The organism is Flavobacteriales bacterium (genome assembly GCA_016699575.1).
Lineage (GTDB): Bacteria > Bacteroidota > Bacteroidia > Flavobacteriales_F > PHOS-HE28 > PHOS-HE28.
In genome coordinates this window covers 2,736,409-2,756,319 of the sequence record CP064979.1, presented here as the reverse complement: position 1 = coordinate 2,756,319, position 19,911 = coordinate 2,736,409, and the positions used below count along the sequence as shown (strand labels likewise).

Below are 19,911 nucleotides of genomic sequence, written 5' to 3'. Positions count from 1 at the left end.
AGCCGTCGAATGTATCGCCCGCGGGGGGGCGCTGTCGACGCCGGTGGAAGACGAGTTACGCAAGTCGGGCGGTGCACGGATCCTTTGCACAGCCTTAGCGCAACGGTGAACAACTCGGCCTTAGCCGGGGCAAGCAGCGGGCTACATTTGGCGCCCTTTCAGAAAGCCGCCCGACGTCCGCCACCCATGATCCGTTCTGTACGCTCGCTCCTCTTGCTCGCTTCGTTCGGCCCGGCCTTGGGCGTTCTGGCGCAGATCGATACCACCCTGTACATGCCCGCCGACACGGCCGGCGGCGCCTCCCGCGCACCCATGTACACCATGGATGCGCAGGAGCTCGATGCGGCCCTGGGCGCCCAGGACATCAGTGGTGTGCTGCAAAGCTCCCGCGATGTGTTCACCAGCACGGCAGGCTTCAACTTCGGCAACGCACGGTTCCGTATCCGCGGCTACGACGGCGAGAACACGCTTGTGACGCTGAACGGCGTGATGATCAACGACCTGGAGAGCGGCTTCGCGCCGTGGACCCTCTGGGGCGGCCTGAACGACGTTACCCGCTGGATGCGGGTGCACAACGGTGTGGCAGCGAGCCGCGAGACCTTCGGCAGCATAGGCGGGCACACGGAGATCGGCCTGCGCGCCGGTCACCTGCGCAAGGGCCTGCGCACCTCGGTGGCCTTCACCAACCGCAGCTACCGTAACCGCGTGATGGTGACCTATAACACGGGCATGCAGAGCAATGGCTGGGCACTGAGCGTGAGCGGCAGCCGCCGTTGGGCCGAGGAAGGATACGTGGACGGAACCAGCTACAATGCCTGGGCCTACTTCCTGGCCGTGGAGCGCAAGCTCACCGAGAAGCAGAGCCTGAACTTCACCTACTTCGGCGCGCCTATCATCCAAGGCCGCCAAGGCGCTGCCATCCAAGAGATCTATGATCTCACTGGCACCAACTATTACAACCCGAACTGGGGTTACCAGGATGGCGAAAAGCGCAACGCAAGGATGAGCCACGACCACAAGCCCGTGTTCCTGCTCACGCACAACTGGGACCTGGACAAGAAGGGCAAAGTGCAGACGAGCGTGGTCTACACATTCGGTCGCGATGGCCTTACCAACCTGAACTGGTTCGACGCCAAGGACCCCCGCCCCGATTACTACCGCTACCTGCCGAGCTACTACGACCAGACCGACCCGGCCTACGCCGCGCAACTGGCGAGCCTTTGGGGCAGCGACGACAATGTGCGCCAGATCGACTGGGAGCAGCTCTACTTCGCCAACAGCAAGAACCTGCACACGGTGGTGAACGCCGATGGCATTGTTGGGAACAACGTGACGGGCATGCGCAGCAAGTACATCGTGGAAGAGCAGCGCAACGACCCCACGCGTTGGGGCATCAACAGCGTGTGGAACAAGCCCTGGAAAGAGAACGGCCACATCACCGCCGGCATCAGCTGGAACAAGCAGGTGACGCACAATTTCAAGGTGGTGAAGGACCTGCTGGGCGGCGACTACTGGCTCGACCTGAACCAGTTCGCGGAGCTGGACCAGGACGACCCGAACGCGGCACAGAACGACATCGAGAACCCCAACCGTGTGGTGCGCGTGGGCGATCGTTTCGGCTACGACTATGAACTGCACGTGAGCAACCTGAACGCCTTCGGCCAGTTCGAGCAGAAGTGGCGCACACTGGAGGTGTACCTGGGCCTGAACCTCGCGAACACCAGTTTCTTCCGCGAAGGCAACGTGGCCAACGGCCGCTTCCCCACCAGCAGCAAGGGCAAGGGCGGAACGCACAGCTTCTTCCATTACGGGTTGAAGGGCGGTGCCGTGTACAAGATCAGTGGCCGTCACTACGTATCCGCCAATGCCGCGTACATGACCCGGCCGCCTGCTCCCCGCTGGTCGTACCTGAGCGCGCGCAACCAGGATGGCGTGATCGACGGCCTCACCAACGAGAAGGTCACCAGCGCCGACATCAACTACATCCTTCGCGCCCCGCGCATCAAAGGGCGCTTGACTGGTTACTGGACGAAGTTCACGGACCAGATCTGGAGCCGCAGTTTCTTCAACGAGGAGTTCCTCACCATCGTCAACTACACCATGAGCGGGGTTGACCAGACGCACATGGGCGTGGAGCTCGGCGCCGAGGCCAACATCACCGCAACATGGACGATGACCGCTGTGTACGCAGGGGGGCAATACCTCTACAGCAGCCGTCCGCAAGCGACAGCAACACGCGACAACAGCAGCGAAGTATTGGCGAGCGACCGTACCGTTTACTGGAAGAACTACCGCGTGGGCGGCATGCCGCAGACCGCCGCGAGCATCGGCCTCAAGTACAGTGCACCCAAATTCTGGTTCGTGGGCGCCAACGGCAACTACTTCGACGACATCTACCTGGACCCGAACCCTGCACGCCGCACGGCCGAAGCCACGGAGATCTTCGTGCAGGACGATCCGCAGGTGGAAAAACTGCTCGAACAGGAGAAGCTCAACAGCGCGTTCATCGTGGACATCTACGGTGGCAAGAGCTGGATGTTCAAGCGCAAGTACCGCTTCGCCGTCAACGCCAACATCAACAACCTCTTCAATGTAACGGACTTCATCACCGGCGGCTTCGAGCAACTGCGCTTCGACCGCCAGGACGTGGACCGCTTCCCGAACCGCTACAGTTACATGTACGGCCGCACCTTCTTCGTGATGGCCACCTTCAGTTTCTGATCCATGAACAACACCTTTTCCGTGCGCAACTTGTTCTTCGCCCTGGGCGCCTTGTCGCTCTTCGCTTCGTGCGACAAGGAATTCGACACACCGCCGATCGCAAGCATCCCGGACAGCGCGGTCATCACCGTCCGCGACCTGCGGCAGATGTTCGCCGACAGCGGACAAATTGCAGTTCGCTTCACAGCGCCATTGAGCGTTTACGGCACCATCACGGCCGACGAGCAGAACGGCAACCTCTACAAGAACGTGTACATGCAGGACGGTGGCCAGGCCATCAACGTACGTTTGAAGAACAGCGGTGGTCTTTACCAGGGCGATCGCGTGCGCATCTACCTGCCGGGCACCACGCTGAGCCAATACAACGGTGTGCTGCAGCTCGATTCCGTGGACGTGGACAACAACGTGGTGAAGCAGAGCACGCTGAACCATGTGGAGCCACTGGAAATGACCATCGCGGAGCTCAACCAATCGCATTTGAACGGTTTCGGCCTCGATACGCTGCAAAGCATGCTCATTCGTATCGTGGGGGTTGAATTCGACCAGAATGACGCGTGCAACGGGCTCACCTACGCCGATGCGGTCGGGCAGAACTCCGTGGACCGGTACATGGGCGACTGCACCAACAGCATCATCGTACGCAGCAGCGGCTATGCCAACTTCGCCAACACGCCACTGGCGGCCGGCAATGGCACCTTCACCGGTATTCTTGGCCAATACAATGGCACCAACCAGCTCATCATCCGCAACCTGGCTGAGGTAGCGCTCTTCGGCGACCGTTGCGATCCATGTCCGCTGCCCTTCCAGCCTTGCCCGCCCACAGGCGGCGTGCAAGAAGACTTCAGCACCGTTACGGCCAATACCAACATCGACCTGGCGTGCTGGTACAACGGCACCCAATCGAGCGATCTGCGCGTGTGGCGCGGCGGGGCCTTCCAAGCTGAACTCTTCGCGCAAGGCAGTGCCTACACCAGCACGGCGGCCACCACCGTAAGCTGGCTCGTGAGCCCGAACATGCAGGCGAACGGCAGCAACACCTTGCAGTTCAAGACCCAACGGGCCTTCGGCGATGCGGGCCACGATCCGTTCGCCTTGTTCATCTGCACCGACTTCGATGGCACCAACCTCAGCACGGCCAACTGGGCACCGGTGTCCTGCACCTATGCCGACGACGGTACGGCCGACTTCGTATGGGTGGACAGCGGCATCATCGACCTGACCAGCCTGCTGCCCAACGGATACAGCGGCGGCTTCGTGGTCGGCTTCCGCTACACCGGCAGTGGCCCCAACAATCAAGACACCAACATGCGCGTGGATGATGTTCAATTGAACTGATCGCCACGCCCGGACAGCCCAACACCAACCCTTCAACGCGCCCAACGCATGAAACACGCACTACTCCTCACCGCCTTGGCCACTGGCATGTGCGCCAACGCCCAATTCACCAGCGGCTTCGAACTATGGCCCGACACCGTGCCCGGTGATTGGATGGGCTCCAAAACGACCCTCAGCGCCGACAGCGTTGAGCAAGTGTCGGTGAACGTTCACGGCGGCACCTATGCCGTGCGCGTGATCAACGGCCCCAGCGCACACAAGCGGTTCACAACGCAGCCGGTGACGGTTGTCGATGGCACCACGTACGACGTGAGCTTCTGGGTACGCGGATCAGGCAACGTCCGCGTAGGACTGTTCGATGGTCGTACAAGCGGGTCCGGCTATGCCTCCTACAATCCGTACTTCACTTCCACGGGCAACACCTGGACCCAGGTGACGCAACAGATCACCTGCGCCAACGACACCACCGCAGCGGAGTTCATACTGAGCGTGCAGCTCACCAGCGGCCCCGAGCATCTGGTCATCGACGACGTCAACATCACCTCCGGCATCATCAACCCACCGGTGGACGCCAGCATCTACGAGATCCAATTCACCACCGATGTGAGCGGCAATTCGCCCTTGATGAACCAAGTGGTGAACACGGGCGGCATCGTCACCGGCGTTGACACGGCCGGGACCAACTCCTGGTTCGTGCAAGCGGGCACCGGCCCTTGGAGCGGTGTCTACGCGTTCGACAACACCTCGGTAGTGGCCCTGGGCGACAGCGTGACCTTCACGGCAACGGTTGCCGAATTCAACGGCACCACGGAGCTGACCAACGTGACCAACCTTGTGGTGGTGGGCCAATACCCGGAACCCGCGCCCCAGGTGCTGGACCCCGTGGCCGCCGCAGATGAGCAATGGGAGGGCGTCCTGTGCCACATCAACAGCCTGCAATGCATGAACCTCCCTGACCTTGTAACGTTCTTCGAATGGACGGGCACCAGCTGGCAGGGTTCCATGGCTATCGACGACCTCATGTACCTCTATGCTCCCACCGTCGGCAACTACTACGATGTTACCGGCGTGATGCACTGGGCCAACGGATCGCGCAAGATCGAACCGCGCCAACTGAGCGATATCACCGCTGGATCAGGCATCTCCGATGCCGCGAGCTTCGGCGTGGAAGTCTTCCCGAACCCGACCGCTGATGTGCTGAACGTTGTGCTGCCGAACGGCAACGCCATCTTCACCATGGTGGACGCCACTGGCCGCACAGTGCTCAATGGCCAAATGAACAGCATGCGCAGCACGGTGGAGGTTTCCGCACTTGCTCCTGGAGCATACAGCCTGGTGCTCAACACGGGCGGTGCGATCGGCACGGTGCGTGTGATGGTGCAGCGCTGATCAGAGCTCTAACAACGAAGAAGGCCCCCGACAACTCGGGGGCCTTCTTCGTTCCGGTCCTGCCCTACTCCGGCCGGGTGAGCACTACATACACGGGGAAGTGGTCGCTGTAACCGTTCATGAACTGGTTACCGACGAACGTGCGGAAGGGATAGCCCTCGAAGTTGCCCTCCTTCTGGCGCATGTACGGCTTGTTGTGGATGAAGGTGCCGTGGTGCTTGTATCGGCCGCCATCGCCGGTGCACAGGGCCGGTGTCAGGATGATCTGATCGAACAGGTTCCAGCTATCGCGCCATGCCAGCGTGCCGATGCCGTCCTTGTAGTACTTGTCCATCGGGCCATAGAGCAGTTCCCCTTTGGCGGCGTTCTTGTCGCCGACGGCTTTCATGTGCTTGCGCACGCTCTCGTTGATGGGATCGTCGTTGAGGTCGCCCATGTAGAACACGCGTGCGTTGGGGTTGCGCGCGGTGAGCGAATCGATGATGTGGCGGCCGAGGTCGGCGGCCATGTTGCGATATGGTCGGCTGCGCTTCTCCCCTCCCCTGCGGCTGGGCCAGTGCGCCACGATAGCGTGGATGGTGTCGCCGTCGAGGATCCCGCTCACGAGCAACTGATCGCGCGTCTTGAAGTCGGGTTCATTGGGCACGTTCAAGCGGTAGGCCTTCTGCCCCAAGAGCTTGAACTGCTGCGGGTCGTAGATGAAGGCCACATCAACACCGCGCTCGTCGGGCCCTTCGTGGCTCACGACCTTCAATCCGCGACTTGTCAGCGGCTCAGTGCGGACCAGATCCTCCACCACCGTCCCGTTCTCCACCTCCGCCAGGCCCAGTAGTGCAGGTCCGCGCGGGTGGATGTCGGTGCCCAATTCGCCGATCACCTTGGCCATGTTGTGCAACTTCATCCGGTAACGCTCGCCTGTCCATTGGTTGGCGCCTCTGGGCAGGAACTCTTCGTCGTTGATGGCGGGGTCGTTGATGGTGTCGAACAGGTTCTCGATGTTGTAGAACCCGATGATGGCGGGAACGAGGCGTTGTTTGTCCTGCGCGAGGAGCAGGGACGGCACAACGATGGATGCCGTGAGAAGAAGCTTGCGGAGCATGGCGGTGGTTGCGGCGGCCGAAAGTACCCCTCGACTGCGCTCGGGATGACAAATCCGATCGCGTGCCGGAGTGGGTTCAGCTCGGGGGGAACCGCAAAGGGTTGCGCTGGTTGTAGTGACGAAGGAACTGGAACAAGGTCTCCGGTTTGTTGCGCTTGCGTTTCGGCAAAGCGTCGAACTCAGCGAGCAATTGACCATCCCCCGAAATGGCGGCGCGAAGTGCGGCGGCATCGTATCCGGTCAGCTCACCCGTTTCCATGTTCAGCAGCGCCTGCGCAACCATAGTGCCCATCTGAGGCACTCCCGAAATGAAGCTTCGGCCCATGCTTTCCGCCGTAGGTGTCATGAATTCGTAGGTGAGGTGGCAAAGGCTGCCCATAATGCCGATGCGGTTGTATCCGATGCCCGCAGCAACGAGAACAACGTTCCTACTGCAGAAGCCCCACATAGGGCCACGATAGACCTCAAGGTTCTTCGTCGAATCGTTCAGGATGAACAAACGTCCTTCATGCCTTCGAAAATCCTCAATGGGTTGGCCATCTGAGCGTCGGAAAGCTTCCAAGGGTATCGACGGCGCGTTCAACCGGAACTCTCGCCATGTGCGATAAACACCCTCCCGGAAGTCGAAGCCACCGACATACTCCACCCAGTCGTTCTCTTCCACGATCTCCTCTTCCTCATCGACCCGTTCCTCCTCCAGCACTTGAGCAGTTGAGTCCGCTTGGGCGCAGAGACGCACGCCGAGGAGCAAGCAGACCGGTATGAGCAGCACCCGCTTCATGCGACCTCCCTGATCATGCGTACCACTTCCTGCGGTGCTTGCGCGTGCACCCAATGCCCGGCATAGTCGATGGTTTCGATGCGGCTGTTGGGGAACTGCTCACGGATCTGCGGGATGTCCTCCCGGGTGATGTAGTCGCTCTGGCCGCCGCGGATGAAGAGCGTGGGCACGCGCACGGTGGTGGCACCGATGGGCGCAAGGATGTTGCCCAAGTTCCGGTAGAGGCCCTCCACGTTCATGCGCCAAGCCAGCTGCTCGGGGGTTTCCCAATAGAGGTTCTTAAGGATGAACTGCACCACGCCCGGCTCCTTGATGTGCGCCTTGATGTGTTCTTCCACATCCTTGCGTGTGCGGCCGGGCGAGAGGTCGGCGGTGCGCAATGCGTGCAGGATGTGCGCGTGGTTGTTCTCGTGCTCGCGCGGGCTGATGTCGATGACCACCAAATGCTTCAACACCTCCGGCCAGTGCTGCGCGAACACCATGCTGGTCTTGCCGCCCATGCTGTGGCCAACCAGCACCACGTTGGTCAACCCGAGCGACGTGATGAGCGCGTGCACATCGGCGGCCATCTCAGGATAGCCGGTCAGTTCGGTGCGTGGGCTCTTGCCGTGGTCGCGCTGGTCCACCAGCAGCACATCGAAGTCGGTGGCGAGGTCGGTGCCGATGCTGCCCCAGTTGTCGCCACTGCCGAACAAGCCGTGCAGTACCACGATGGGCGTGCGGCCTTCCGTGCCCAAGCGGCGGAAATGCAAGGCGACCGCACTCATGACTTTGAATGAACCATGAAAACATGGCGACCAAGGAGGATCCCACACAGAGGCACAGAGGCACGGAGCGCCAGTTGGGTCAGGATGTCCGATGGGTCTCCGTGCCTCTGTGCCTCCGTGTGATACTTCATTAAGTTCCTCATCTGGACAGAACCAATGAGCTAGTGTTGCTGTAGTTCGCGCAGGTAGAGTTCAACGGTGTTCGCCATGCCGTAGCGCAGCGCATCGCACACGAGCGCGTGGCCGATGGATACTTCCAGCAGGCCGGGCACGTTCTCCTGGAAATGCCGGAGGTTGTGGAGGTCGAGGTCGTGGCCCGCGTTGATGCCCAAGCCCAGCGAAGTGGCATGCTTGGCGGCAATGCTGAACGGCAGCACGGCGTTCTGCCGGTCCTTGTGAAAATTGGCCGCGTATGGCTCGGTGTAGAGCTCGATGCGATCGTTACCGGTCTCCGCCGCGCCCGCGATCATGTCCGCATCGGTGCCGATGAAGACGCTGGTGCGGATGCCCGCGTCCTTGAACCGCGCCAACACGGTGCGGAGGAAGTCGCGGTGCTTCAGCGTGTCCCAGCCGGCGTTGCTGGTAAGCACGCCCGGCGGATCGGGCACCAGCGTCACCTGGTGCGGCTTCACGTTCATCACCAGCCCGATGAAGTCGTCGCTGGGATAGCCTTCGATGTTGAACTCGGTGTGAACGGCTTCCTTCAGCGCGTACACGTCGCTGCGGCGGATGTGGCGTTCATCCGGCCGGGGATGCACGGTGATGCCGTGCGCGCCCATGCGCTGGATGTCCACGGCCCATTGCACCACATCGGGGTTGTTGCCGCCGCGTGCATTGCGCAACGTGGCGAGCTTGTTGATATTGACGCTGAGACGGGTCACGGTTACGCTTCTACCTTGGCCGCGCACAGGCTGGAAGCCTTTGGCACGACGGCCCAAAAGTAGAAGCACGATCCCGCGATAGATGCACGCCATCGACCTCATCACCGACGATATCCCACCGTTGCGCACCAGCGACACCATCGGCCGCGCGCTCGACTGGATGGAAGAATTCAAGGTGAACCACCTGCCCGTGGTGGAGAACAAGCGTCTGGTGGGCGTTGTGCAGGACAGCGCGCTTGTGGACAACGGCGATGCCGCGGCCATGCTGGACAGCGTGCGCGACCGGTTCACGCACGCCTTCGTGCGCGGCGGACAGCACATCTACGACGTCATGAAGGTGTTCAGCGAGCAGAACCTCACCGTGGTGCCGGTGCTCGACGACATGGGCCAGTTCCTGGGCACGATCGGTGAGCACGAGGCGCTGCGCAGGCTGAGCGAAGTGGCCAACATCAACCAGCCCGGCAGCGTGGTGGTGCTCGAACTGAACAGCGTGGACTACAGCCTGCACCGTATAGCGGGCATCGTGGAAGGCAACGACGCGAAGGTCCTTAGCGTGTACACGCACACCCTGCCGGACAGTGTGCGCGTGGAAGTAACGCTGAAGATCAACCGTGAGGACATCAGCGATGTGCTGGCGGGCTTCGAGCGGCACGACATCTTCGTCAAGAACACCTACCAGGGCTCGCGCTTCCACGACAACCTGAAGGAGCGCTACGACGAGCTGATGCGCTACCTGGACATCTGATCGACACGGGTGCCCATGCACCGACCGTTCCACCTGAGCAGCCGAAGCATCCTAACTGCGGTGGTCTGCGCGGCCGTGTGCCTGTTGCCTCACATAGGGTCAGCCCAGTTCCAGCCGGACACGCCACAGGTGGATCTCCCCGTGGTGGTGCTGGGCGGTACCGTGAACGGCAACAAGACCACCAAGGAACACATCATCCTGCGCGAGCTCACCGTGCGCGAAGGCGACACGCTCGGTGTGAAGGCGTTGTACCGCGAGCTGGACCGCAGCCGGCAGAACCTCCAGAACCTCGGGCTCTTCAACACCGTGCAGGTGCTGCCGCTGTGGGTGAGCCCCACGGAAGCCATCATCGAAGTGACGGTGAACGAACGGTGGTACCTGTGGCCCAATCCGATCTTCGAACTGGCCGATCCGAACTTCAACACATGGTGGCGCACTCGCGATCCATCACGGCTCAACTACGGCATCTTCCTCACGAAGTACAACTTCCGCGGCCGCAACGAGACGGTGTTCCTGCAACTGCAGTTCGGTTATGCGCAGCAGTTCGGCCTACGCTACCGTGTGCCGTGGATCGATCGCAAACAACACTGGGGCATGAGCGTGGGCGGCGGCTGGTTCCAGCAGAAGGAGATCACCATCGGCACAGTGGACAATGTGCGCGTCTTCCACAGCCCGACGAAAGGCAATGCGCGCGAGGAAACGCATGCCGACGTGGAGGTGACGTACCGGCGCCAACACGACGTGCGGCACTCGCTGCGCCTGGGCTTCACCCAGGCCGATGTGGTGGACAGCGTGGCCCTGCGTGCACCGGACTACTTCAACGACACGGCCACGCACACGCGCTTCCTCTCGCTGGGCTATACCGTGTCGTGGGACCGCCGCGATGTGCGGGTCTTCCCGCGCCGCGGCCACTTCGCGGACCTGCGCGTGCTGCGCAACGGCCTGGGCCTGCTCGATGAGCAAGCGCCCAACACCACCACGGTCTTCGCCAGCGTGAACAAGTGGCTGCCCGTGCGCGAGCGCTACACCTTCAACGCCAGCGTGCGCGGCAAAGCGACGTTCGGCGGTCCGGTGCCCTACTTCACGCAGGAAGGCCTGGGCTACAGCAGCAACGCGGTGCGCGGCTTCGAGTACTATGTGATCGATGGCCAGCACTGGCTGCTGGGGCGCGCCAACATCGTGTACACGCTAGTGAAACCGCTGGTGCGCCGCGCCGAGTTCATGCCGCTGGAGGAGTTCCGCACCTTCAACCTGGCGCTCTACCTGCATGCCTTTGTGGATGCCGGGCACGTGTGGGACGCACGTTACGCCGAGCGCAACTTCCTGGACAACGAATGGCAGAGCGGCAGCGGCCTGGGGCTGGACCTGGTGACGAGCTATGATCAGATCATACGGCTCGAGTACAGCTTCAATTCCATCGGGGAGCAGGGGATCTACCTGCACTTCACGCAGCCGTTCTGAGCAACGCGGGTCGCTCAGGGCAACACCGCTCGCGCGCTTCTGTGCACGGCACCGTTCACCACCAGTATGGAATACGCGCCTCTTGCAAAGCCCTGCGTTGGATAGTCCGTCCGTGGTGCCGCAACCCTTGCGCTGAGCACCTCCCGGCCGATGGCATCGCGGATATGCATGATCCCACCGACCATTTCATCGGGAACTTGCACCGAAAGCACGTCCCGTTCGGCAAAGACGGTCAGTTGCCCGATCGCTGGCCTTTCTGGATAGATCCCGAGCGTGAACTCGCATGAGTCGATCGGATGGGATATGTCATTGTCCCGGTAGCAGATCATGGTGCAAGTGCATTCCGCCGCTCCGCATGGCGGCGGCGCTTGCCAACTACCACCGCCAATGCGCTCCGTTATGCTCGAAACGATACCAGTTGGCACGCCGCTCCAATAGACCTCGACATCCAGATGGCGAAGTGCCAAGCCATCAATGACTATGGTTGATGTGTCCAAGACATGCAAGACCCGGTCGGGGCATTCCCAACCGAACGACCAGTGCGGTTGCCACTCGTCGCCCGGAACAGAACCGAACCAGAACAGGGTGTCCCAATCGGAATAGTCCCAATCGAAAACCACGTCGCCGTCCACTCGCGTGAACACGGGAAGTTGGTCGTTGACGATGAGTGTGTCATTCCCCCACAACTGGGTGATCGCGCTCACCTGTGCAATGTGCTGGGATGGGAAGCCGTCCACCACGGTGTCACCAACATAGGTCAGGAAGGTCTGAGACTCCACGAACCCAACGTCGCTCGTGTTGAAGGTCCACCTTGCTCCTGGGGGACACCATGATTGGGCCTGCACCAAGGTGGCGGCGGCAAGGCCAAGAATGAGCGTAACGTTTCTCATGGCTGTGATCGTTGATGGTTCTAGCTAGACGCCGCTCAAGCCAAAGATGCGGCTTCGATCTTTCACCACCTTCGCACGCCGCCTTCGCCCAAAGCTTCGGCGGCCAATGCATGATCGTCGCCATCAACGGCCGTGAGATGTCGCCTGCCACTGCGCCCGTGGTGGCTGATCTGTTGGGCCGCATGCGCAAGGCAGGACTGCAGCCCGTGCTGCAACCCGATCTGAGCAAGTGGTTGCAAGCCAGCGGCACCATTGGCGAGGTAATGCACACGGCGGCCGACACCCTGCCGCCCAAGGCCGAAGTGCTTATCAGTCTCGGGGGCGACGGCACCTTCCTGGACAGCGTGGCCCTGAGCGGCACCAGCGGCATTCCCGTGCTGGGCATCAATCTCGGTCGGCTGGGCTTCCTCAGCAGCATTCCGCTGGATGCTGTGGACCCGGCATTGGATGCACTGGCCCGGCGCCGTTACACCCTGGAGGAACGCACCCAACTGCGCGTGGACGGCGACCATCCCTTGGGCACCAACACCGTGGCGCTCAACGAGGTGAGCGTGCACAAGCGCGACAGCAGCACCATGCTCACCGTGCACGCCTACGTGGACGGCCGCTACCTGAACACCTACTGGGCCGATGGGCTCATCGTGGCCACGCCCACCGGCAGCACCGCCTACAGCCTCAGTTGCGGCGGGCCGGTGCTCGACCCCAGCTGCGACAGCATCGTTATTACGCCCATCGCGCCGCACAACCTGAACGTGCGCCCCTACGTGCTTCCGGACCGCAGCCGCATCACACTGATCGTGGACGCACGCGAGGACAAATACCTGGTGAACATGGACAGCCGCAGCGTGCCCTGCACCGGCCATGCGCCCATCGCCATCAGCACCGCCCCGCATACGGCCCGCCTCGTCCGCTTGCCCGACAGCGATTTCCTGCAAACGTTGCGCACCAAGCTAACCTGGGGACTGGATGTGAGGACGGGGCCGCCTGTGTGACCCTTATCGCACGGCTTTCAGCTTCTCCAGCGGATCGTGCTTTGAGCAGTCCGCGATCGGCCACGGCTGAAGCACAACATGGCCGTAGGTGAACATCCAGTTCGAACGGAAGGCACCGTCACGCCAAGTGAACGTATCCGGTTCTGCGCTGCTCACCCAACGATGAAGGATCAACAGCGAATCAACCAACCGGTACGCTTTCCGTTCGCATCCCAAATACAGGTTGTCCTGATCGATGAGCGATGGATCCACGGGCATGCTCCAGCCCCTTTGGCCGGAACACACATCGACACTGTCGCGGGAAACGAAGTCCCAGTCTTCGTGGTAGTAGTAATAGCTCGCCGCCCATCGAGTTCCGGCCAGGTCCCTTGGAAGACCGCTCTTGGTTGAATGGTTGTCCACAGGAACTATCGGCCTCAAACCAGCGCCGGTCAGACCAACCAAGACCAAGACCGACAGGACAGTTGACCTGGCTTTCATCCCGCTCAAAACTAGTTCCGAGACCCAACCCGATCGGTACATTCGCGGCCCTTCCGCCAGCCATGGGCCCGTGACCCCATGGCCACAGGTCACATGACATTCACCGCACATCCCACCGCCGTCATCGACGAAGGCTGCACCATCGGGGCAGGGACGCGCATCTGGCACTTCAGCCACATCATGCCCAACTGCACGATCGGCGAGAACTGCAACATCGGCCAGAACGTGGTGGTGAGCCCTGACGTGAAACTGGGCCGCAACGTGAAGGTGCAGAACAACGTGAGCATCTACACCGGCGTGGAGTGCGAGGACGACGTGTTCCTCGGTCCGAGCATGGTGTTCACCAACGTCATCAACCCGCGCAGCGCCGTGAACCGCCGCAGCGCCTACTTGAAGACCTTGGTGAAGCAGGGTGCCAGCATCGGCGCTAACGCCACCATCGTTTGCGGGCACGACATCGGGCGCTTCGCCTTCATCGGTGCCGGTGCCGTGGTGACCAAGGAAGTGCCGGACTACGCGTTAGTGGTCGGTAACCCGGCGCGCCAAACCGGCTGGATGAGCGAGTTCGGCCACAAGCTTAAGTTCGATGGCAACGGCGAAGCGATCTGTCCGGAGAGCGGGCAGCGGTACAAGCTGGAGGGCGGACGAGTAACGAGGATCCACTAAGGGAAGAAACCACAGATACGACCCTTGATGAAGATGATGAAGATGATAAAGGCGGCAGTGCGGGGCAACATCAACGCGCACATCATCTTCATCATGACTTTCATCTGCGGTTCTATTTCATCTGCCTCATGAGCGACCGGATCAAATTCGCCGTGGTCGGTTGCGGCCACATCGGCAAGCGCCATGCGGAGATGGTGAAGCGCCATGCCGAGGCGGAACTGGTCGCGTTGTGCGATGTGCGTACCGCAGCGGAAGCCGGCGTGCAGGACTTCGGCGTGCCGGTGTTCAACGACTTGGACACGATGCTGCGCGAAGTGCCGGGCATCGAGGTGGTGAACGTGTGCACGCCCAACGGTCTGCATGCGCAACAAAGCTTGAAAGCGCTAGGTGCGGGCAAGCATGTGGTGTGCGAAAAGCCCATGGGCCTGAGCAAGCAGGAGTGCGAGGAAGTGCTGTACAAAGCGCTGCAGATGCACCTGACGGTCTTCGGTGTGATGCAGAACCGCTACTCGCCACCCAGCGCCTGGATCAAGAGCGTCATCGACGGGAAGCACCTCGGCGAGATCTTCATGGTGCAGGTGAACTGCTATTGGAACCGCGACGAACGCTACTACAAGAAGGGCGGGTGGAAAGGCTCCAAGGACCTCGACGGCGGAACGCTCTTCACGCAGTTCAGCCACTTCATCGACATCATGTACTGGCTGTTCGGCGACATCACCGACATCCAAGCCAAGTTCGCCGACTTCAACCACAAGGACCTCACCGACTTCGAGGACAGCGGCCTGGTGCAATTCAACTTCGTGAACGGCGGCATGGGGTGCATCAACTACAGCACCGCGGTGTGGGACAAGAACCTCGAGAGCAGCCTCACCGTCATCGGCAGCAAGGGCAGCGTGAAGATCGGCGGGCAGTACATGGACCAGGTGGAGCACTGCCACATCAAGGACTACACGATGCCCGAGCTCGCACCCACCAACCCGGCCAACGACTATGGCGCTTACAAGGGAAGTGCGAACAACCACAGCTACATCATCCAGAACGTGGTGGACACGCTGAAAGGCCGAACCACGCTCACCACCAACGCCCTGGAAGGACTGAAGGTGGTGGAGATCATCGAACGCATCTACAAACTGAAGTAAGAAGACCACAGAGACACGGAGAACCCTGAGATGAGAAAGAACGAACTGAACATCACTCCTGTGCGCTCTGTGACCCTGTGCCTCCGTGGTCTTCTTCACTCAAGCACATTGAACTCGAAATGACCTCTCTCTACGATCGACTTGTCAAGAAGGAAGCCAAGCTGGCCGTGATCGGCCTTGGTTATGTGGGTCTGCCCATCGCATTGGAGTTCGCGCGCCGCATCAAGGTGGTGGGCTTCGACATCAACCAGAAGCGCGTGGACATGATGCGCAACGGCGAGGACCCCAGCAACGAGCTGTCCGCCGAAGCCTTCAAAGGGGCCGACATCCACTTCACCGCCGACCTCAACGACCTTAAGGACGTCGAGTTCTTCATCGTGGCCGTGCCCACGCCCATCGACGACCAGAACATCCCCGACCTGAAGCCACTGCTCGGCGCCTCCAACACCGTGGGCAAAGTGCTGAAGAAGGGCGACTTCGTAGTGTACGAGAGCACGGTGTACCCCGGCTGCACCGAAGAGGATTGCGTGCCATTGCTCGAACAACTCAGCGGCCTGAAGTACATCACCGATTTCAAGGTGGGTTACTCGCCCGAGCGGATCAACCCCGGCGACAAGGAGCACACGTTGAGCAGCATCGTGAAGGTGAGCAGCGGCTGCGACCCGGAGAGCGCGGAGATCATCGCCAAGACCTACGAGCTGGTGGTGAAGGCCGGCGTGCACCGCGCCAGCAGCATCAAGGTGGCCGAGGCCGCCAAGATCATCGAGAACACGCAGCGCGACGTGAACATCGCGCTCACCAACGAGCTCTCGATCATCTTCAACCGCATGGGCATCAACACCTACGACGTGCTCGAAGCGGCCGGCACCAAGTGGAACTTCCTCAAGTTCCAACCGGGACTGGTCGGCGGGCACTGCATTGGTGTGGACCCGTACTACCTCGTGTACAAAGCGAAGGAACTCGGCTACCACGCGCAGATCATCGACAGCGGCCGTTACGTGAACGACAGCATGGGCGGCTACGTGGCCAAGCAGACCGTGAAGAAGATGATCGCGAGCGGCGCCAACCCCGCCAACAGCCGTGTGCTGGTGATGGGCGCCACCTTCAAGGAGAACGTAACGGACATCCGCAACAGCAAGGTGGCCGATGTGGTGCGCGAGCTGAAGAGCTTCAGCTGCACCGTGGACGTTGCCGATCCGCACGCTGACAGTGCCGAGGTGCAGCACGAATACGGTTACTCGCTGGTGAAGGAGATGAAAGGCCCTTACGACGCGATCATCGTCGCCGTGAACCACACCGAGTACGCCAGCAAGGACGAAGCCTGGTTCAAGGGCATGCTCACTCCGAAAGGCGTGCTCGTGGACCTGAAGGGGATCTTCAGGAAGAAGGTGAAGAGCGTGAACTACTGGAGCCTGTGAGGATGAAGACCACAGAGGCAGGGAGCCACAGAGCACACGGAGTTCGCGTTGCCTTGCTGCTCCGTGGCTATTGTGCAGGTCGGTCTCTTCCGTTTCTCGGCGAACTCTGTGTCCCTGTGCCTCTGTGGTCTTCCCTATGAACTCCTCCTGCACCATCCTCATCACCGGCGGCGCCGGCTTCATCGGCAGCCACGTGGTGCGCCGTTTCGTGCGCAACTACCCGCAATACCGCATCATCAACCTCGATGCCCTCACCTACGCGGGCAACCTGGAGAACCTGCGCGACATCGAGGACGCACCGAACTACACCTTCGTGAAATGCGATATCCGCGACGCGCAAGCGCTGCGCAAGGTCTTCGACGAGCACAAGCCCGATGGGGTGATCCACCTCGCGGCCGAGAGCCACGTTGACCGGAGCATCAGCGATCCGATGGCCTTCGTCAACACGAACGTCATCGGCACGGTCAACCTGCTGAATGCTACCAAGGAAGCCTGGCATTCCTCCCTCCCCACCGGGGAGGGTCGGGGTGGGGTCCATACGAGCCCAAGTGGGGTCCAGCACCGCTTCTATCATGTCAGCACCGACGAGGTGTACGGATCGTTGCACGATGGCGGCTTCTTCACGGAGGAGACGCCCTACGACCCGCAGAGCCCGTACAGCGCTAGCAAGGCCGCCAGCGACCATTTCGTGCGGGCTTACGGCAACACCTACAAGCTGCCCTTCGTGCTGAGCAATTGCAGCAACAATTACGGCAGTCACCACTTTCCGGAGAAGTTGATCCCGCTCATGATCAACAACATCCGCAACAGCAAGCCGCTGCCGGTGTACGGCAAGGGTGAGAACGTGCGCGACTGGTTGTGGGTGGAGGACCATGCATCCGCCATCGACACGATCTTCCACAAAGGCGTAACGGGTGAGACCTACAACATCGGCGGGCACAACGAGTGGAAGAACATCGACCTGGTGCACCTGCTCTGCCGCATCATGGACAAGAAGCTCGGCCGGGCGGAGGGCGAGAGCGCCAAGCTCATCACCTACGTCACCGACCGCGCGGGGCATGACCTGCGTTACGCCATCGATGCCAGCAAGATCGAACGCGAGCTGGGCTGGAAACCGAGCATCACCTTCGAGGTGGGCCTGGAGCGGACGGTGGATTGGTACCTGGCGAACACGGAATGGTTGGACCATGTGACTTCCGGGGCCTACCAGCAGTACTACGCTGACCACTACGCTGAGCGCTGACGTTCACCGACAAGACGCAAAGAGCGCCAAGGAATAAAACCGAGCAGGTCCCTCTTTGCGCCCTTTGCGTTCTTTGCGGTAGAAATCATGGGCTTCTTTTCCAAACTGTTCGGTGAACGCCAACCCGACCTGGGCCCGGCGGACCTGAGCGTGCTGAAGTGCGATGTGCACAGCCACTTCATCCCGGGCATCGACGATGGCGCACCCACGCTGGAGGCGAGCATCGAACTGATCAAAGCGATGCAGGGCCTCGGCTACAAGAAAGTGGTGACCACACCGCATGTGATGGCCGATGGCTACAGGAACACACCGGAGATCATACTCGGTGGTTTGGAGAAGGTGCGCGCTGAAGTGCGCCGCCAAGGCATCGACATGGAAGTGGACGCGGCGGCGGAATACTACCTCGATCACGACCTGGAGCGGCTGGTGAAGGAGAAACGCGTGCTGACCTTCGGCGACAACTGCGTGCTCTTCGAACTGCCGTTCATCAGTGAACCCGTCGTGCTCCTTGGGCTGGTGTTCGAGATGCAGACGATGGGCTATCGCCCCGTCCTCGCGCATCCGGAACGCTACCAGTTCTGGCATTCCGACTTCAGCAGCATGGAAAAGCTGAAGGACCGTGGCGTGCTCTTCCAACTGAACACGATCGCGCTGGCGGGTGCATACGGCCCCGGTGCCAAGCGCACTGCCGAGCAGCTCATCGATCGCGGTTGGTATGAACTCTTGGGCAGCGATTGCCACAGCATGGCGCATGTGGAAGGCATCCAGCACGCGCTCACGCAGCCCTACCTGCACAAGCTTATCGCCAGCGGCAAGCTGCTGAACGCGCAGCTCTGATCGGCCTCAGACCTTCACCGCCTTCAGCCACACCTCTCTTCCTGCCCGCGGCCCGATGGAGTTGTGGCAAGGCTTGAAGGTGGCTCCGGGGAACAAGGGCCTGAACAGCTTCGCGTACTCCGGCACGAAACCGCCGAACGGTGGTTTGTCGGTGTTGAGCGCATCGTTGAACAGCACGCCGGCCAGACGACCGCTCGGAACAAGCAAACGATGCATTTGATCCACGTAGCGAGAACGGAGCGAGGGGTCCAATGCACAGAAGAAGGTCTGCTCCAGGATCACGTCGTACTCGGCAACGTGCTCGAAGAAGTCGCCTTGGACCAAGTGCCCATCGGGAAAGTCCGGGCAACGCTGCTTGAGCGCCCGCAGCGGTTCCGCAGCGAGGTCGATGACCGTGACGTTGGTGAAGCCCGATCGGTGCGCATGCTCGGCTTCGTAGGCATTGCCAGCGCCGGGGATCAGGATTCGCAGATGCTTGTAATGCAAACCATCGATGAACTCGCGCAACGGTGGCGACGCATGGCCGATGTCCCAACCGGTTTCGTGATCCGCGTAACGCTTCTCCCAGAAATCCTTGTTCAACTGCATGCGCGAAGATCGCAGTACCGCACTGCACGCTGTTGAAAGAGGCGCGTGGCTTCCGTGAACAAGCGCTGATGGCGCAACTATCCTTGCGTCCATCAACCGAACATCATGGTAAAGAAGAGCCACAAGAAAGCCGCTGTGAGCGGCCAGAAAAGGAAGATCAAGCGCATCGCCAGCGCACCTGCCGGCCAAGGCAAGGCACCCAAGAAGAACAGCCGCGCCAAGCGCAAAGCCGCCACGGCGAAGCGTGTGGCAGCAGCCGTGAAGGCCGCAGCACCTGCCAAGCCCAAGGCAGCACCGAAGGCCAAGAAGGCCGCGAAAAAGGCGGCCAAAAAAGCCTGAACCCACGACTTGTCGAGCAACGAGGGGCCTTCGGGCCCTTCGTCGTTTCATGCATGACGCAAGGCTTCTGGATCGCTTCGCCTCAGAAGGCTCGCGATGACGGTAGCCCAACCGTCATCGCGAGGGCGGCGTTGCGACCG

The 19,911-nt window shown here is 61.1% G+C and carries 19 protein-coding genes; 12 read left to right on the top strand and 7 right to left on the bottom strand.

Annotated elements, in window-relative coordinates:
• The first annotated feature begins 186 nt into the window (after positions 1–186).
• From IPJ76_11480 to IPJ76_11470, 3 genes are read left to right on the top strand one after another with little or no spacing between them, the layout of a single operon-like run.
• Positions 187–2,721, top strand: coding sequence for a TonB-dependent receptor (locus IPJ76_11480; GenBank protein ID QQR85235.1), 2,535 nt, complete (start codon positions 187–189; stop codon positions 2,719–2,721).
• Between the two features lie 3 nt (positions 2,722–2,724).
• Positions 2,725–4,056 carry a choice-of-anchor J domain-containing protein gene (locus IPJ76_11475; protein QQR85234.1) on the top strand — a complete coding sequence of 444 codons (1,332 nt, stop codon included), beginning with the start codon at positions 2,725–2,727 and terminating at the stop codon, positions 4,054–4,056.
• Between the two features lie 48 nt (positions 4,057–4,104).
• Positions 4,105–5,445 carry a carbohydrate binding domain-containing protein gene (locus tag IPJ76_11470; protein QQR85233.1) on the top strand — a complete coding sequence of 447 codons (1,341 nt, stop codon included), beginning with the start codon at positions 4,105–4,107 and terminating at the stop codon, positions 5,443–5,445.
• Between the two features lie 64 nt (positions 5,446–5,509).
• Here the strand turns inward: IPJ76_11470 and IPJ76_11465 are convergent, their stop codons facing one another.
• The 4 genes from IPJ76_11465 to IPJ76_11450 form a co-directional block, all read right to left on the bottom strand.
• A complete protein-coding gene (locus IPJ76_11465; GenBank protein QQR85232.1) occupies positions 5,510–6,544 on the bottom strand; it encodes an endonuclease/exonuclease/phosphatase family protein in 1,035 nt (344 codons plus the stop codon).
• Positions 6,545–6,620: 76 nt separating this feature from the next.
• Positions 6,621–7,325: a hypothetical protein gene (locus tag IPJ76_11460; GenBank protein QQR85231.1), complete on the bottom strand. Its 705-nt coding sequence runs from the start codon at positions 7,323–7,325 to the stop codon at positions 6,621–6,623.
• Positions 7,322–8,092, bottom strand: coding sequence for an alpha/beta fold hydrolase (locus IPJ76_11455; GenBank protein QQR85230.1), 771 nt, complete (start codon positions 8,090–8,092; stop codon positions 7,322–7,324). Before IPJ76_11455 ends, IPJ76_11460 begins: the two co-directional genes overlap by 4 nt.
• 161 nt (positions 8,093–8,253) lie before the next feature.
• Entirely contained in the window at positions 8,254–8,973 is a 720-nt protein-coding gene (locus IPJ76_11450; GenBank protein ID QQR85229.1) for a pyridoxine 5'-phosphate synthase, read from the bottom strand.
• Positions 8,974–9,055: 82 nt separating this feature from the next.
• Between IPJ76_11450 and IPJ76_11445 the strand changes: the two genes are divergently transcribed.
• A complete protein-coding gene (locus IPJ76_11445; GenBank protein ID QQR85228.1) occupies positions 9,056–9,718 on the top strand; it encodes a CBS domain-containing protein in 663 nt (220 codons plus the stop codon).
• Between the two features lie 15 nt (positions 9,719–9,733).
• The gene (locus tag IPJ76_11440; GenBank protein ID QQR85227.1) at positions 9,734–11,179 is read left to right on the top strand and encodes a BamA/TamA family outer membrane protein; all 1,446 of its coding nucleotides are present in this window, start codon (positions 9,734–9,736) and stop codon (positions 11,177–11,179) included.
• Positions 11,180–11,193: 14 nt separating this feature from the next.
• On the opposite strand, the gene IPJ76_11435 is transcribed toward IPJ76_11440, so the two are convergent.
• Positions 11,194–12,069 (bottom strand): hypothetical protein, encoded by an 876-nt coding sequence (locus IPJ76_11435; GenBank protein QQR85226.1) that lies wholly within the window; start codon positions 12,067–12,069, stop codon positions 11,194–11,196.
• 110 nt (positions 12,070–12,179) lie between these two features.
• On the opposite strand from IPJ76_11435, the gene IPJ76_11430 reads away from it, so the two are divergent.
• On the top strand, positions 12,180–13,061 hold the full coding sequence (locus IPJ76_11430) for an NAD kinase (GenBank protein ID QQR85225.1): 882 nt from the start codon (positions 12,180–12,182) through the stop codon (positions 13,059–13,061).
• A 3-nt stretch (positions 13,062–13,064) separates the two neighbouring features.
• Here IPJ76_11430 and IPJ76_11425 read toward each other — a convergent pair whose 3' ends face one another.
• Positions 13,065–13,541 (bottom strand): hypothetical protein, encoded by a 477-nt coding sequence (locus IPJ76_11425; protein QQR85224.1) that lies wholly within the window; start codon positions 13,539–13,541, stop codon positions 13,065–13,067.
• A 93-nt stretch (positions 13,542–13,634) separates the two neighbouring features.
• Here IPJ76_11425 and IPJ76_11420 point away from each other — a divergent pair, with 93 nt between their 5' ends.
• The 5 genes from IPJ76_11420 (at position 13,635) to IPJ76_11400 (ending at position 18,844) form a co-directional block, all read left to right on the top strand.
• Positions 13,635–14,207: an N-acetyltransferase gene (locus tag IPJ76_11420; GenBank protein ID QQR88448.1), complete on the top strand. Its 573-nt coding sequence runs from the start codon at positions 13,635–13,637 to the stop codon at positions 14,205–14,207.
• Between the two features lie 128 nt (positions 14,208–14,335).
• On the top strand, positions 14,336–15,346 hold the full coding sequence (locus IPJ76_11415) for a Gfo/Idh/MocA family oxidoreductase (GenBank protein ID QQR85223.1): 1,011 nt from the start codon (positions 14,336–14,338) through the stop codon (positions 15,344–15,346).
• A gap of 119 nt (positions 15,347–15,465) precedes the next feature.
• Complete coding sequence (locus tag IPJ76_11410; GenBank protein QQR85222.1) at positions 15,466–16,764, top strand: nucleotide sugar dehydrogenase; 1,299 nt, start codon at positions 15,466–15,468, stop codon at positions 16,762–16,764.
• A 136-nt stretch (positions 16,765–16,900) separates the two neighbouring features.
• Positions 16,901–18,007, top strand: a complete 1,107-nt coding sequence (gene rfbB, locus IPJ76_11405; GenBank protein QQR85221.1) for a dTDP-glucose 4,6-dehydratase — start codon at positions 16,901–16,903, stop codon at positions 18,005–18,007.
• An 87-nt stretch (positions 18,008–18,094) separates the two neighbouring features.
• Complete coding sequence (locus IPJ76_11400) at positions 18,095–18,844, top strand: capsular biosynthesis protein (protein QQR85220.1); 750 nt, start codon at positions 18,095–18,097, stop codon at positions 18,842–18,844.
• A gap of 6 nt (positions 18,845–18,850) precedes the next feature.
• Here IPJ76_11400 and IPJ76_11395 read toward each other — a convergent pair whose 3' ends face one another.
• Positions 18,851–19,432 carry a methyltransferase domain-containing protein gene (locus tag IPJ76_11395; protein QQR85219.1) on the bottom strand — a complete coding sequence of 194 codons (582 nt, stop codon included), beginning with the start codon at positions 19,430–19,432 and terminating at the stop codon, positions 18,851–18,853.
• A gap of 105 nt (positions 19,433–19,537) precedes the next feature.
• Here IPJ76_11395 and IPJ76_11390 point away from each other — a divergent pair, with 105 nt between their 5' ends.
• A complete protein-coding gene (locus IPJ76_11390) occupies positions 19,538–19,771 on the top strand; it encodes a hypothetical protein (GenBank protein ID QQR85218.1) in 234 nt (77 codons plus the stop codon).
• Positions 19,772–19,911 lie beyond the last annotated feature (140 nt).

What these genes read in the sequence shown, in the direction of transcription:
- IPJ76_11480 (QQR85235.1), top strand. Translation starts at nt 187, where the DNA reads ATGATCCGTTCTGTACGCTCGCTCCTCTTGCTCGCTTCGTTCGGCCCG.
- IPJ76_11475 (QQR85234.1), top strand. Translation starts at nt 2,725, where the DNA reads ATGAACAACACCTTTTCCGTGCGCAACTTGTTCTTCGCCCTGGGCGCC.
- IPJ76_11470 (QQR85233.1), top strand. Translation starts at nt 4,105, where the DNA reads ATGAAACACGCACTACTCCTCACCGCCTTGGCCACTGGCATGTGCGCC.
- IPJ76_11465 (QQR85232.1), bottom strand. Translation starts at nt 6,544, where the DNA reads ATGCTCCGCAAGCTTCTTCTCACGGCATCCATCGTTGTGCCGTCCCTG.
- IPJ76_11460 (QQR85231.1), bottom strand. Translation starts at nt 7,325, where the DNA reads ATGAAGCGGGTGCTGCTCATACCGGTCTGCTTGCTCCTCGGCGTGCGT.
- IPJ76_11455 (QQR85230.1), bottom strand. Translation starts at nt 8,092, where the DNA reads ATGAGTGCGGTCGCCTTGCATTTCCGCCGCTTGGGCACGGAAGGCCGC.
- IPJ76_11445 (QQR85228.1), top strand. Translation starts at nt 9,056, where the DNA reads ATGCACGCCATCGACCTCATCACCGACGATATCCCACCGTTGCGCACC.
- IPJ76_11440 (QQR85227.1), top strand. Translation starts at nt 9,734, where the DNA reads ATGCACCGACCGTTCCACCTGAGCAGCCGAAGCATCCTAACTGCGGTG.
- IPJ76_11435 (QQR85226.1), bottom strand. Translation starts at nt 12,069, where the DNA reads ATGAGAAACGTTACGCTCATTCTTGGCCTTGCCGCCGCCACCTTGGTG.
- IPJ76_11430 (QQR85225.1), top strand. Translation starts at nt 12,180, where the DNA reads ATGATCGTCGCCATCAACGGCCGTGAGATGTCGCCTGCCACTGCGCCC.
- IPJ76_11425 (QQR85224.1), bottom strand. Translation starts at nt 13,541, where the DNA reads ATGAAAGCCAGGTCAACTGTCCTGTCGGTCTTGGTCTTGGTTGGTCTG.
- IPJ76_11420 (QQR88448.1), top strand. Translation starts at nt 13,635, where the DNA reads ATGACATTCACCGCACATCCCACCGCCGTCATCGACGAAGGCTGCACC.
- IPJ76_11415 (QQR85223.1), top strand. Translation starts at nt 14,336, where the DNA reads ATGAGCGACCGGATCAAATTCGCCGTGGTCGGTTGCGGCCACATCGGC.
- IPJ76_11410 (QQR85222.1), top strand. Translation starts at nt 15,466, where the DNA reads ATGACCTCTCTCTACGATCGACTTGTCAAGAAGGAAGCCAAGCTGGCC.
- rfbB (QQR85221.1), top strand. Translation starts at nt 16,901, where the DNA reads ATGAACTCCTCCTGCACCATCCTCATCACCGGCGGCGCCGGCTTCATC.
- IPJ76_11400 (QQR85220.1), top strand. Translation starts at nt 18,095, where the DNA reads ATGGGCTTCTTTTCCAAACTGTTCGGTGAACGCCAACCCGACCTGGGC.
- IPJ76_11395 (QQR85219.1), bottom strand. Translation starts at nt 19,432, where the DNA reads ATGCAGTTGAACAAGGATTTCTGGGAGAAGCGTTACGCGGATCACGAA.
- IPJ76_11390 (QQR85218.1), top strand. Translation starts at nt 19,538, where the DNA reads ATGGTAAAGAAGAGCCACAAGAAAGCCGCTGTGAGCGGCCAGAAAAGG.